The 12,760-nt window shown below is 72.8% G+C and carries 10 protein-coding genes; 5 read left to right on the forward strand and 5 right to left on the reverse strand.

What is annotated here, in order from left to right; translation table 11 throughout:
* Positions 1-137: 137 nt before the first annotated feature.
* Together MTP10_RS22815 and MTP10_RS22820 are read right to left on the reverse strand one after the other, a co-directional pair.
* Complete coding sequence (locus tag MTP10_RS22815) at positions 138-1,109, reverse strand: NAD(P)-dependent oxidoreductase (RefSeq protein WP_310711610.1); 972 nt, start codon at positions 1,107-1,109, stop codon at positions 138-140.
* Positions 1,106-2,656 (reverse strand): serine/threonine-protein kinase, encoded by a 1,551-nt coding sequence (locus MTP10_RS22820; RefSeq protein WP_310711611.1) that lies wholly within the window; start codon positions 2,654-2,656, stop codon positions 1,106-1,108. The genes MTP10_RS22815 and MTP10_RS22820 overlap by 4 nt, the downstream gene beginning before the upstream one ends.
* 161 nt (positions 2,657-2,817) lie before the next feature.
* On the opposite strand from MTP10_RS22820, the gene MTP10_RS22825 reads away from it, so the two are divergent.
* On the forward strand, positions 2,818-3,948 hold the full coding sequence (locus tag MTP10_RS22825; protein WP_310711612.1) for a CaiB/BaiF CoA-transferase family protein: 1,131 nt from the start codon (positions 2,818-2,820) through the stop codon (positions 3,946-3,948).
* 14 nt (positions 3,949-3,962) lie between these two features.
* Here the strand turns inward: MTP10_RS22825 and MTP10_RS22830 are convergent, their stop codons facing one another.
* Positions 3,963-4,415 (reverse strand): GyrI-like domain-containing protein, encoded by a 453-nt coding sequence (locus MTP10_RS22830; protein WP_310711613.1) that lies wholly within the window; start codon positions 4,413-4,415, stop codon positions 3,963-3,965.
* Positions 4,416-4,514: 99 nt separating this feature from the next.
* Between MTP10_RS22830 and MTP10_RS22835 the strand changes: the two genes are divergently transcribed.
* The gene (locus MTP10_RS22835; protein WP_310711615.1) at positions 4,515-5,954 is read left to right on the forward strand and encodes a GuaB1 family IMP dehydrogenase-related protein; all 1,440 of its coding nucleotides are present in this window, start codon (positions 4,515-4,517) and stop codon (positions 5,952-5,954) included.
* Between the two features lie 97 nt (positions 5,955-6,051).
* On the opposite strand, the gene MTP10_RS22840 is transcribed toward MTP10_RS22835, so the two are convergent.
* Positions 6,052-8,805 carry an AAA family ATPase gene (locus tag MTP10_RS22840; RefSeq protein WP_310711616.1) on the reverse strand — a complete coding sequence of 918 codons (2,754 nt, stop codon included), beginning with the start codon at positions 8,803-8,805 and terminating at the stop codon, positions 6,052-6,054.
* A gap of 96 nt (positions 8,806-8,901) precedes the next feature.
* On the opposite strand from MTP10_RS22840, the gene MTP10_RS22845 reads away from it, so the two are divergent.
* The 3 genes from MTP10_RS22845 to MTP10_RS22855 all read left to right on the forward strand — a co-directional run bounded on the left by MTP10_RS22845 (position 8,902) and on the right by MTP10_RS22855 (position 11,804).
* Entirely contained in the window at positions 8,902-10,146 is a 1,245-nt protein-coding gene (locus tag MTP10_RS22845; protein ID WP_310711617.1) for a M24 family metallopeptidase, read from the forward strand.
* Positions 10,146-10,742: a hypothetical protein gene (locus MTP10_RS22850; protein ID WP_310711618.1), complete on the forward strand. Its 597-nt coding sequence runs from the start codon at positions 10,146-10,148 to the stop codon at positions 10,740-10,742. The genes MTP10_RS22845 and MTP10_RS22850 overlap by 1 nt, the downstream gene beginning before the upstream one ends.
* A gap of 66 nt (positions 10,743-10,808) precedes the next feature.
* Entirely contained in the window at positions 10,809-11,804 is a 996-nt protein-coding gene (locus MTP10_RS22855; protein ID WP_310711620.1) for an MBL fold metallo-hydrolase, read from the forward strand.
* A 112-nt stretch (positions 11,805-11,916) separates the two neighbouring features.
* On the opposite strand, the gene MTP10_RS22860 is transcribed toward MTP10_RS22855, so the two are convergent.
* Positions 11,917-12,705 carry an SDR family oxidoreductase gene (locus MTP10_RS22860; RefSeq protein ID WP_310711621.1) on the reverse strand — a complete coding sequence of 263 codons (789 nt, stop codon included), beginning with the start codon at positions 12,703-12,705 and terminating at the stop codon, positions 11,917-11,919.
* Positions 12,706-12,760: the final 55 nt, after the last annotated feature.

The raw sequence follows: 12,760 nt of genomic DNA on the forward strand, positions 1-12,760 counted from the left end.
GTCACCTCAAGCACCCCCTTTGAGCTGGTAGAGATCGTCCGTAAGAAAGTATCTCTCGCCTTGGATCTCGAACAGACCGGGGTCGTTAAAGACTCGAAAACTGTTCATCGCACCAGGTGAATCGCCGATATTCGGGGCTAATGACCGAGCTTCCTGCTGATCGTCGGGGAAACACCGTTCAGCACGTTCGTCACCGGATGGCCGTCGAGGGCGGCCGTGAGGTTGGCGAGGACGGCCTCCAGCAGGCGGCCGGTGGACCCGGGGGTGACGCCGGCGACGTGCGGCGACAGCAGGACCCGGGGCAGCTCGCGCAGCGGGTCGCCGGCGGGCAGCGGCTCGGTCTCGAACACGTCGAGGGCCGCACCGCCGAGGTGCCCGTCGCGCAGCGCCCCGGCCAGCGCGTCCTGGTCGACGACGCCGCCGCGGGCCGCGTTGACCAGCAGGGCGCCGGGCTTCATGCGCCGGGCGTCGACGAGGCCGCGCGTCTCCTCGGCGAGCGCGATGACCACGACGAGCACGTCGGAGCCGGCCACCAGCGTCCGCAGGTCCACGTGGCCGGGCTCGTCGCGGGGCGTGCGCGTCCAGTACGACACCTCGCAGCCGAAGGCCCGGAACAGCCGGGCGCAGGCCGCCCCGATCGGGCCGAACCCCACGATGCCGACCCGCCTGCCGCACAGCTCGCCCGGCTGGAGCGACTGCTGGGGCCAGCCGCCCGCACGGACGGCGGCGTCGGCCTCGGCCAGCCGCCGCACCAGGGCGAGCGCGGCGGCGACGCACCATTCGGCGACGGCCACGGCGCTGACGCCCGCGGTGTTGGCCAGGGGGACGCCCGCGGCGGCCAGCGCGGCCGCGTCGTGGCCGTCGACCCCGACGGACGGCTGCTGCACGAACGCCAGCCGGGGCGCCGCCGCGACCGCCTCCGCGTCGAGCGCCAGCTCCGCCGTCCAGTCGCCGACGACGATCTCGGCCTCCGGCAGGGCGGCCAGCAGCGCCGCGCGGTCACGGGAGGCGGGCACCCGCAGCTCCACCCGCCCGCCCAGCGGGGCCATCAGGCCGCGCAGCGCGTCCTCGGGGAGCGGGGGCAGGGCGAGGAGGTTCCAGGGCGTCATGCCCCCACGGTAAAGCTGCCGATCACCTGCCGCATCAGCCCGGCGTTGCGGGCCCACTGGGCCTCGGCGGTCGTCCACGACAGGATGTAGGTGGTGTCGCCGGCGGTGACCGCCCGCCGCAGCTCCCGGTACCGCACGCCCTCCCGGGCCCACGGCATGTCGGATGTGGGGCCCGCCGTGTAGACGAACTGCGACTCGACGGCCCTGACGCCGTGGTGCAGGACGGCCCGGCGGCCGGCGGCCCGCACGTCCGGTGCGCTCTGCCGGAGTATCTCCTCGGCGTCCTGGATGAGCTGGCCGGCGTCGCGCTGGACGTAGACGGTCTCGACGGCGAGGTGCGCGGCCCCGTCGCGCCGGGTCCACTCGGTGAGGGCCTCCTTGCGCGCGCCCCTCCAGCCGACCGGGCGGGCGATCGACCAGCCCTCGGGCGAGGTCCAGGCCCGCGTGACGGGCGCGGTGCGGGTGGGGGACGGCGTGGGCGTGGCGCTGGGGGTGGCGCTCGGGGTGGGTGTGGACGCGGTCGCGGTGGCGGTCGCGCTCGGCAGGGGGCTGGTGGCGGCGCGCTGGGCGATGTCGGAGGTGCCCTCGGCGGGGGGTACGAGGTTGAGGTAGGCGACCGTGCCGCCCGCGAGGACCAGCACCGCGGCGGCGGCCGCGGCCAGCAGCGTGCGGCTGGAGCGGCGGGGCACGGCCTCGTCCGGGACGTCCATGTCCGCCCCGGCGGGACGCAGGTTGACGACCTCGGCGAGCAGCCGGTCGGCCTCCTCGGCGCCCATCCGCTCGTGCGGCTCCTTGCGCAGCAGGCCCTTGAGGACCGGGTGCATCGCCGGCGGGATGCGGCGGTAGTCGGGCTCCTCGTTGAGCAGGGCGTTGAGCGTGGCCATCGGCTCGCCCCGCTCGAACGGCGAGCGGCCCACGAGTGTGGCGTACAGCGTCGCGCCGAGCGACCACAGGTCGGAGGGCGGCCCGGCCTCGGCGGCGCGCACCCGCTCCGGCGCGAGGAAGCTCGGCGACCCGGTGACCATGCCGGTGCTGGTCAACGAGGAGTCGCCCTCGGCCGTGGCGATGCCGAAGTCGGTGAGCACGGCGCGGCCGTCGTCGGCGAGCAGGATGTTGCTCGGCTTGACGTCGCGGTGCAGGATCCCGGCCTCGTGCGCGGCGCGCAGGGCGGACAGCACCTGCCGGCCCACGTCGGCCGCCTGCCGGATGGGCAGCGCGCCCGTGGTGGCGACGACCTGCTCGACCGAGGGATGGCGGACCAGCTCCATGATGATCCAGGGGCGGCCGTCCTCCTCGACGACGTCGTAGACCGCGACGACCGACGGGTGGTTGAGCCGCGCCGCGGTCCGGGCCTCCCGGGCCGTCCTGAGGAGCTGACGCTCCTGGTCGGCGCGCGACAGCCCGTCGGGCAGCAGCACTTCCTTGATCGCGATCTGCCGGTTGAGCAGCGTGTCGCGACCCTCCCAGACGACTCCCATGCCGCCGCGGCCCAGCTCGCGGAGTAACTGGTAACGCCTGGCGATCAGCGGCGTGCTTTCCGAAACCATGTCCTACCCCTGTAGACCACCCGATCAGTGGGCAAGTTTCCCATACCTGACCTTGCTTCGTCGGAAGGTCGGAAAGGTGGCTTGCGACAGCTCGCCGAATGTTGTTCTACTGGGGTGTTCCGCAGACGTCGGGCGCGGCCGCGCCCATGGAGGAGAGTCCCATGTCCGAAGGCCGTCAGGGACCGCTCGCGGGTGTGCGCGTGCTGGAGCTCGCCGGGCTCGCCCCCGGGCCGTTCGCCGGCATGATGCTCGCCGACCACGGCGCCGAGGTGCTGCGGATCGACCGGGTGGCCGCCGTCTCGGACCTCCCGCGCGCCGACGTCATGGACCGCGGCAAGCGCACGATCGGGCTGGACCTCAAGTCGCCCGAGGGCGTGGCCGCGCTCAAGGAGCTGGCCCGGGGCGCGGACGCCGTCATCGAGGTGTTCCGGCCCGGCGTCGCCGAGCGGCTCGGCATCGGCCCCGCCGACCTGCACGCCGTCAACGAGCGGCTCGTCTACGGCCGGATGACCGGCTGGGGCCAGGACGGCCCCCTGGCCGCGACCGCCGGGCACGACATCGACTACATCGCCATCGCCGGCGTGCTGTCGCAGCTCGGCCGCGCGGACCAGCCGCCGACGCCGCCGGTCAACATCCTCGGGGACTTCGCGGGCGGGGGCCTCATGCTCGCCTACGGCATCCTGCTCGCCCTGGTCGAGCGGCAGCGCACCGGCAAGGGGCGGGTGATCGACGCCGCCATGGTGGACGGGGCCGCGCTGCTGTTCGCGATGTTCTACAACGCCGCGCAGAGCGGCTCCTGGGGGCCGCGCGGCACCAACCTGATCGACACCGGCGCCCCCATGTACGACACGTACGAGACGGCCGACGGAGGCCATCTCGCGGTGGGGGCCCTGGAGTCCAAGTTCTGGGAGGAGCTGCTGACCCGCATGGGCCTCGCCGGTGCCCCGGACCTGCCGGACCGCGGCGACCGGGCCCAGTGGCCGGCGCTCAGGGCCCGGCTGGCCGCGGAGTTCCGCAGGCGGACGCGGGCGGAGTGGGAGGCCGTCTTCGCGGGGTCGGACGCCTGCGTGTCGCCGGTGCTGTCGATGGCGGAGGCGGCCGGGCACCCGCACAACGTGGCACGCGGCACGTTCACCGAGGCCAACGGGGTCGTCCAGCCCGTGCCCGCGCCCCGCCTGCTCGGCGCGCCGGAGCCGGACCTGTCGCCGGCGACCCGGCTGGAAGACCTGTCGTCGTGGGGCATCCCGGCCGAGACCGCCGCCAAGCTGCGTGCCCAGGGCGTCCTGGCCTGACCCCCGGCCCTTGGCTAGATCGAGATGTAGAGGTCGGCCCCCTCCGGGTGGTGGACCTCCAGGTCCGTCGTGAACGCCCGGGCCGGGGCCGCCCCCGAGTCGGTGTGCGCCCACACCCGCTGCCACGCCTCCACGATCGCCTGCGGCATCGGCCCGCGCGCCTCGAAGCGCAGCGACTTCGCCGCCGGCACGCGCACCGCGACCATGCCCTCGGGCAGCCGCACCACCGTGCGGACGCCGGTGCCCACGATCTGCGTGTAGGCCCCGTTGTGATCGCTCTCGTAGTCGGTGAGCACGGCGTACAGGTTCTCGTCGATCCGTCCGGGCACGTGCGCGAACGCCCCCGGCGCGCCGGCCCGCCTCCACAGCGCGGGCAGGCTCGCCCTCGCCGGGTCCATCTCGTCGGCGTTCGTGGTGCGGATGGCGAAGCCGACGACGATCAGCTCGTCGCGGTCCGTTATCTCCACTGGGACCCTCCTCCCCCTCGGGTGTCCGGGCCGATCATAAGCCCCCCGCGAACGGGGAAAACCCCTGGAAGGCCCTGTCACCGCATAAGATGGACGAACGTGAGATTTCTCAACGGCATCGAGCCGCACCACGACCTCACCTACAGCGACGTGTTCATGGTTCCGTCGCGCTCATCGGTCGGATCCCGGCTCGGGGTCGACCTGTCGACCTCCGACGGCACGGGCACGACCATCCCGATCGTCGTCGCCAACATGACCGCCGTCGCGGGCCGCCGGATGGCCGAGACCATCGCGCGGCGCGGCGGCGTCGCGGTGATCCCGCAGGACATCCCCATCGACGTCGTCGCGGACGTCGTCGACTGGGTGAAGAAGCGCGACCTCGTGCACGACACGCCGCTCACGCTCACCCCGCACGACACCGTCGGGGAGGCGCTGCAACTGCTGCCCAAGCGGGCGCACGGCGCGGTCATCGTCGTCGACTGGGACAACCGCCCGGTCGGCGTGGTCACCGACGCCGACTGCCAGGGCGTCGACATGTACACGCAGCTCGCGCAGGTGATGTCGAGCGAGCTGCTGACGCTGCCCGCCGGGCTGGAGCCGCGCGCCGCGTTCGAGCGGCTGCACGAGGGCCGCCACCGGCTGGCCCCCATCGTGGACGGCGACGGCCGGCTCCTCGGCATCCTGACCCGCACGGGCGCCCTGCGCGCCACGCTCTACAAGCCCGCGCTGGACGCCTCCGGCCGGCTGCGCGTGGCCGCCGCCGTGGGCGTCAACGGCGACGTCGCCGCCAGGGCCAAGGAGCTGATGGAGGCCGGGATCGACTGCCTGGTCGTGGACACCGCCCACGGCCACCAGGACAAGATGATCTCCGCGCTGCGGGCCGTGCGGGCCCTCGACCCGGGCGTGCCCGTGGCCGCCGGCAACGTCGTGACGGCCGAGGGCGTGCGCGACCTCGTCGAGGCCGGGGCCGACATCCTCAAGGTGGGCGTCGGGCCGGGCGCCATGTGCACGACCCGGATGATGACCGGCGTCGGCCGGCCGCAGTTCTCGGCGGTGCTCGAATGCTCCACCGAGGCGCGCCGGCTCGGCCGCCACGTGTGGGCCGACGGCGGCGTGCGCCACCCGCGCGACGTGGCCCTCGCCCTGGCCGCCGGCGCGGCCAACGTGATGATCGGCTCGTGGTTCGCCGGCACGTACGAGTCGCCCGGGGACACGCGCACCGACGCCGACGGGCGCAAGTACAAGGAGAACTTCGGCATGGCCTCCGCCCGCGCCGTGCGGCTGCGCACGGCCGAGGACAGCCCGTTCGACCGGGCCAGGAAGGCGCTGTTCGAGGAGGGCATCTCCACCTCGCGCATGTACCTGGACCCGCGCCGGCCGAGCGTGGAGGACCAGGTGGACGCGATCGTGGCGGGGCTGCGGTCCGCGTGCACGTACGCGGGGGCCACGACGCTGGAGGAGTTCCACGAACGGGCCGTGGTGGGCATCCAGGGCTCGTCCGGCTACGCGGAGGGCATGCCGCTGCACCAGAGCTGGTGATCTTCGCGGGCCTCGGCTCCGCGCCGAGGCCCGCGACCGGTGTCGTGGTCACGGACCTGATCCCGCCACCGCGGGGCCGGAGAGATCCGTCGAGCGATCAGCAGTCTTGGTCGCCGAGGTCGAACTGACCGAGCTGGGTTCTGGAGGCGACGCCGAGCTTGGGAAATGCCTTGTGCAGGTGGTAGCCCACAGTGCGCGGGCTCAGGAAGAGCTGCGCGCCGATGTCGCGATTCGTGGCGCCCCGCGCGGCCAGCCGTACGATCTGCAGCTCCTGCGGAGTCAGCAGGCCGGCCGGGCCCGTCGCCCGCACGTCGCTGACCGCCTCTCCCGTGGCACGCAGCTCGGCGCGGGCACGGGTCGCCCAGGGGCCGGCGCCGGCGCGTTCGAATGTTTCCAGCGCCTGCCTGAGATGGATCCTGGCGTCGGCCTTGCGCCGGCCTCTGCGCAGCCATTCGCCGAACAGGAGTCTGGTGCGAGCTTCCTCGAACGGCCGTCCTCCGTTCAGGTGCAGGCTGATGGCCTCCGCGTAGCGGCTTTCCGTCTCCTCTTCCCCCACGGCGGTCAGCGCCCTGCAGCGCAGAGCGACCGCGCGTGCCCAGGGCTGCCTGGTGGCGGTGGCCCATTCCTCGAACCTGGCGAGCGGCGCCCGAGCCCGTTCGGCCTGCTCGCACCGGACCGCCGCTTCCACCAGGTCCGGCACGAAGAGGGTGGGCGTGAGCTGGTGGCGGACCGTGCCGGTGATGCCCGCCTCCAACAGGTCCCATGCTGCCTGAGTCCTGCCCTGCCCGAGGGCGAGCAGGCCCTCCGCCCAGACCGCCCAGGCGAGGCTCGACACGTTGCCGTGGTCGGTGGCGTGAGCACGGACGCGGCGCGTGAGTTGCTCGCAGGTCAGATCGTCGCCGGAGACGGCGGCGAGCCAGGCGAGTACGCCCTGGAGGTGATCGACCCGATGATGCTGCCCTGTGTCTTCGGCGATGCGCACGGCTTCGGCGGCCGACGCCTGCGCGTCCCGGAACCGGCCGAGATACAGCTGGCTGCTGGCCAGATTCTGCAGCGCGTGCGGAAGCCGGCCGATCATCGCCTGCGCCCGGCAGTCGTCGACCAGGCGGGCGGCCAGATCCATGGACGTCTCGTCGTCGCCCACCATGAAGGCCATCGACGCGATGATGAGCCGCTCCCCGGGTCCCGCAGGCGGGAACCGCCTGGCGTCGGCGAGTGCCGCGTGGATGCGGACCAGCCCGCGGGCGGCGTCGCCCGCCAGCAGGGCAGCCAGCCCGGTCATCCCGGAGATGACCGGATGGAGGGGGTGCCCCGATGGCAGGGCCAGGCCGTTGACGCGATCGACGGCCTGCCGCGCCAGTTCGGGCGCGCCGGCGAACCAGGCATCGCGTACGGCTTCGAGCAGCATGGACGCGGCCATGGTCGGGTCCGCGTCCGCGATGGGCGCGGCGGCGGCCGTGAGGATGCCGTGCGCGACGCGCGGTGAGCCCTGCTCGAATTCGACGGCCGCGCGTACCCCTGCGAGCCTGGCGCGCTCGCGCGGATCATCGGTGAGCCTGGCGGCGCGGTCGGCCAGCGCGCGGGACTGAAGAAGCTGACCGGCGTCCATCGCCGCCTCGGCGGCGCTGATCAGCCGGCGTACCCGGTGCCGCGGGTCGGGTGTGAGCTGCGCCGCGCGCCGGTAGGCGGCGGCCGTGGCGGCGTGGCCGCTTCTGCGCCTGGCCTGTTCTGCCGCGTGCTCCAGCTCGACGGCGACACCTTCGTCGGGTTCGGTGCAGGCGGCGGCGAGGTGCCAGGCTCGCGCGTCGCCGGCCTCGCCGATGGCGGCGGCCAGGGCCCGATGCGCGGCCAGGCGTCTGGTGAAGGGCGCTCCCTGGTAGGCGGCCGCCCTGATCAACGGGTGCCGGAAGGCGAGACCCTCGTCGACACGGATGAGCCCGGCCCGCTCCCCCGGCTCGACGGCGTCGGGGGCGACACCCATCCGCTGCGCGGCCCCGAGGATGACGGCGAGGTCGCCGGTGCTCTCCGCGGCGGCCACGAGCAGCAGGGTCTGGGCAGGCTCCGGCAGGGCGTGGATCTGCGTCTGGAATGCCTCCTGCATCCGGCCGGTGAGCGGTAGCGGGCCCAGATGGTAGGCCAGCGGGGCGACGTGTCCGGCCCGCTGGTCGAGCGTGAGCGCCGCGGGCAACTCGATGAGCGCGAGCGGGTTTCCCTCGCTCTCGGCGAGGATGCGGTCTCTGACGTGCGGCGCCAGCGTACCGGCGGCCTCGCCCAGCAGGGCGGCCGCAGCCTCCGGGCCGAGGCCGCCGAGCCGGGTCTCGGGCAGCCCGGACGGCCGGAATCCGTGGCTGCCGTCCCGCACCGCCAGGATCAGCGCCACCCCTTCCGCCTCCAGCCGCCTCGCGGCGAAGACGAGCGCGTCGGCCGAGGACCGATCCAGCCACTGGGCGTCGTCGACCAGGCACAGCAGAGGCCCGTCGCCGGCGAGCTCGGACAGCAGGGTCAGAGCGCCGAGACCGATGAGGAAGCGGTCGGCCGAGCTGGAAGGGGCCAGCCCGAAGGCTCCCCTGAGCGCGTCCGCCTGCGGAGCCGGGAGCCGGTCGAGGCGGTCGAGCCCGGAACGCAGCAGCAGGTGAAGCGCGGCGAACACCAGCTCGGTCTCGCTCTCGATGCCCACGCCGCGCAACGTCCGCATACCCATGGCGGATGCCTCCCGCGCCGCGTGATCGAGGAGCGCGGACTTACCGATTCCCGCCACGCCACGGAGCACCAGGACGCCGCTTCGGCCGTCCCGGGCCTCTGCCAGCAAACGGTCTATCTGTTCGATCTCGGCGTCGCGCCCGTACAACACGGGACGATCCTATTGATGCCGTGACGTATCCCACCGTCGGGATGACCGGTCATGTGTCAGATTCCGGGCAGATGGCGTAGCTCTAGCGTCATCGGCATGGATCTTCCCCTCTATTCCCTGGCGGAACGGGACCGGCGCTGGGACCTCGCCCGCGAGCTCATGGATGCCGAGAACGTCGACGCGCTCGTCGTCTACGGCGGGCGGGACAACAGCGGGCCGGGGGAGTGGGCGCCCGATGTGTTCTTCACCAACGACCGTCCCGGCGCGATCGTCGTCTTTCCGCGCGCCGACGAGCCCCTCGCGCTGGTCCGCTCCCCTGCGCACATCGGCGACCACCTCAAGGCGAGCGCGTGCGGCGACGCGGTGTGGATCAGGCCGGAGAACGTGCTCGTCGCCAAGCACGCTGAGGGTGTGGCCGAGGTGCTGCACGCGCACGGGCTCACCAGGTCGGCGGTCGGCGTGCTCGGTCTGGAGCCCTGGCCGCCCTTCCACGCCGATCCGCTCATGCCGTACACGTTGTGGGCGTCGGTGCTCCAGCAGCTCCCCCAGCTCACCTTCAAGTCCTTGGACGCGGGATTCGTGACGCGCGCGCTGGTCCAGTCGGCCGAGGAGCTCGCGGTGATCGGCCACGCGGCCGCCATGGGCGAGGCGATGGCGGGGGCCATGCTGCGGGCGGTACGGCCTGGCGTGAGCGAGGCGTCGGTGTACGCGGCGGGCATGGCTGAATCAATGCGCCGGGGCGCCGGGGCGCCGGGCATGTCGATCGCATCGGGCAAGGAGCTCGTCTCGTGCGGCCCGCCCGCGTGGTCGTACCGGCCGCAGGCGCCGCGCGTGATCGAGGACGGCGACCTGGTCCTGGCCGAGATCTCCTGCTCATACGGCATGCGCGAGACCCGGCAACGGGTGGCCATCGCCGTCGGAGACATCCATCCCGAGCTGGAGTCGGCGGCGAAGACGGCCCGCGCCTCCTATGAGGCGGGGCTGGCGGTCCTGCGTGCGGGGCACACGTTCGGCCAGGTCGTGGCCGCGATGAAGCAGCCGCTCCAGGAAACGGGCGGCTGGTACGCGCACCCGCTCGTCCACGCCGTCAATCCGTGCGGGCCGGTATGCGGATCCGGCGCCAGGCTCGGCCTGCTGCCGGAGACCGCGCGCTACGGGCTGCTCGCCGAGCAGCCCACCATCGGCTCCGACCTGCCCCTCAGCCGCGGGATGACCTTCGTCCTGGCGCCCACCTGCGCCTACGGCCGTCGCCTGGCCGGCCTCGGCGGCACCGTCGTGGTCGGCGAGGACGCACCGATCGAGCTCAACACCATCACCACTCACCTCATGAGGAGCAACTGATGACACGCCACCGATCCACTGCCGCCGCCGGTGTCATGGCCGTCACCCTGATCGCGTTGTTCGCCTACCTGTCGCCCGGGGCGGCCCTGTGGCTGACCTTCATCCCGGCCATGGTGATCGCCTACGGCTGCCACCTCGCCACCACCAATCGCCGGCTGCCCGACGCCTCCCGGGTGCTGCCGATCTACCTCATCGGGCTCGCCTGGCAGTTCCTGCACTTCGGAGAGGAGTTCATGAACGGGTTCAACGAGCGCTGGCCGACCGAGGTCTTCGGCGCGCAGGCCATGTCACTCCCCCTGTTCGTCTGGATCAACATGATCTCGTACGCGGCCTTCGCCATGGGTGCGCTCGCGATCTACCGCGGCTGGCGGGTGCCGCTGCTCATCGCCTGGTTCTTCGCGATCATGGGGGCGATGGGCAATGCGATCGGTCACCCGATCTACGACCTGGTCTCGGGTGATCTCGCCTTTCCCGGCATCGTCACCTCGCTCGGCTACTGGATCATCGGCCCGATCCTGGTGTACCGGCTCTGGACGGCCTCGCGTCCGCAGGCGGTCTCCGCTCCTGACGCCCGGCCGGTAGCCGCCTCCATGTGATCAGCCGCCGCACAGCCAGTCGATCGTTCACTCAAGAGACAGTTCAGTCGATGAAAGGTAACCACGATGTCCATCTCACACATTCCTGAGCGCGAGATCGCCGAGCGGCCCCAGGGCTACGGCGGCCCGAACCTGTCACCGGTGGGTCTGGAGCTGGAGCCGTACGAGCTCACGCAGGGGGTATGGGCGCTCATGGCCAACGTGCCCCCGAAGGACAACAACGGGGTGGTCGCGGGGCGGGACAGCGCACTGGTGATCGACGCCGGGATCACCGCCGACGTGTCGGCCAGGATCCAGACCGCCGTCGGCGGCCTCAGCAACCGGCCGCTACGCTACCTGGTCAACACGACTTATCACGGCGACCACACCTTCGGCAACGCCGCGTTCCCCGACGAGGTCGTGATCGTCTCGTCCAGGGCCAACCGGGCGAACATGACTGACCTGGCCTACGAGAAGCGGACCCGGTCGGCCAACATGTACGGCGACGCCGCTCTGCTTGACGAGATCACCTTCTGGCGCAGGCCGGATCTGACCTTCGACTCCTACGCCGAGATCGACCTGGGCGGACGCGTCGTCCAGCTCCATCACTTCGGACCGGGCAACGGCCCGGGCGACACCATCGTGTATGTGCCCGACGCCCGCACCGCCTGGACCGGCAACTTCCTCTGCCATGCCGGCACGGCGCACATGCTGCTCCAGGGAGGCCCCGAGCCGTACCTGGGCTCGCTGCGCAGGATGCGCGAGGCTCTGCCCGAGCTGGAGACCATCGTCCCCGGCCACGGCCCGATGGGCGACGGGCCGGCGGCGGTGGACGCCCTCATCGGCTACCTGGAGCGGCTGCACGACGAGGTCCAGGCGAATGTGGAGGCGGGTCACAGCCTGGAGGAGACCCTCGCGGCCTGCACCGACCCCTGGGCCGAAGCCCTCGACCCCGGGCTGTCAGCCGCCCTCGCCCGCTACCCGTTGCCGCGGGAGGCCGCACAGCAGGGCATGCTCGCCCTCTGCCGCGACCTGCACCGCCTCAACATCCTGGCCACCTACCGCCTCTACGAGAGCCGGTAGGCGCTCGGCCGTCCCAGGCCCACAGGCATCAGGACGTAAGCGGGCAGCGAGCGGCCCACAGCCGGGCGGAGACAGCCGGGCGGAGGTCGCGGACCGGACATCAGGCCACGGCTCAGCCGATGCGGCGCCAGCCGCCGGCGGCGTGGATGCCGCCGTCCACGTGGAGCGTCGTGCCGGTGACGAAGCGGGACAGGTCGCCGGCCAGGAACACCGCGGCCGCCGCCGCGTCGGCGGGCTCGCCCAGGCGGCCGAGGGGCGGCAGCCGTACGGGCTCGAACGGCGGCGTGCCGGGGCCGGCCGGCTCGCCGGGCCGGCCGGTGCGGACGGTCTCGCGCATGGCCAGCTCGCCCTCCGTGGGCAGGGCGTCGGGGGCGATGGCGTTGACGCGGACGCCCCGGGGCGCCAGCTCCAGGGCGAGCGACCTGGTCAGGCTCTCCACCGCCGCCTTCATCGCCGCGTAGATCGCGAATCCCGGCGCCGCCTGGTGCGCCTCGCTGGACGTCACGTTGATGATCGACGCCCCCTCGCCCATCATCGGCAGCAACCGCCGGATCATAGCGGTGACCTGGGTGAAGTTCTCCTCGATGAGGGTGCGCTCGCCGCGCTCGGACGTGCCGGCGAACGGGGCGTGGAACGTGCCGCCCGCGTTGTTGACGAGGATGTCCACCCTCCCCCACCGCTCACGTACGGCGCCGGCGAACACCTCGGCGGACACCGGGTCGCGCACGTCCAGCGTCATCGCCAGGTCGCCGCCGGGCGGCGTGACGCGGTCGCACACCGCCACCTCCGCGCCGAACGCCGCGAACGCCTCGGCGATCGCGCGGCCCAGCCCGCGCGCCGCGCCGGTCACCACGGCGACGCGCCCGGTGAGCAGGATCCCGTCGGGTGAAAGGGCGGCCATGGACGTCGACGATATCCCGAGCACATAGAGTCGTCGGGTTGTCCGTTCACAAGGT

It is taken from the genome of Nonomuraea sp. 3-1Str (genome assembly GCF_031570565.1).
Classification (GTDB): Bacteria; Actinomycetota; Actinomycetes; order Streptosporangiales; family Streptosporangiaceae; genus Nonomuraea.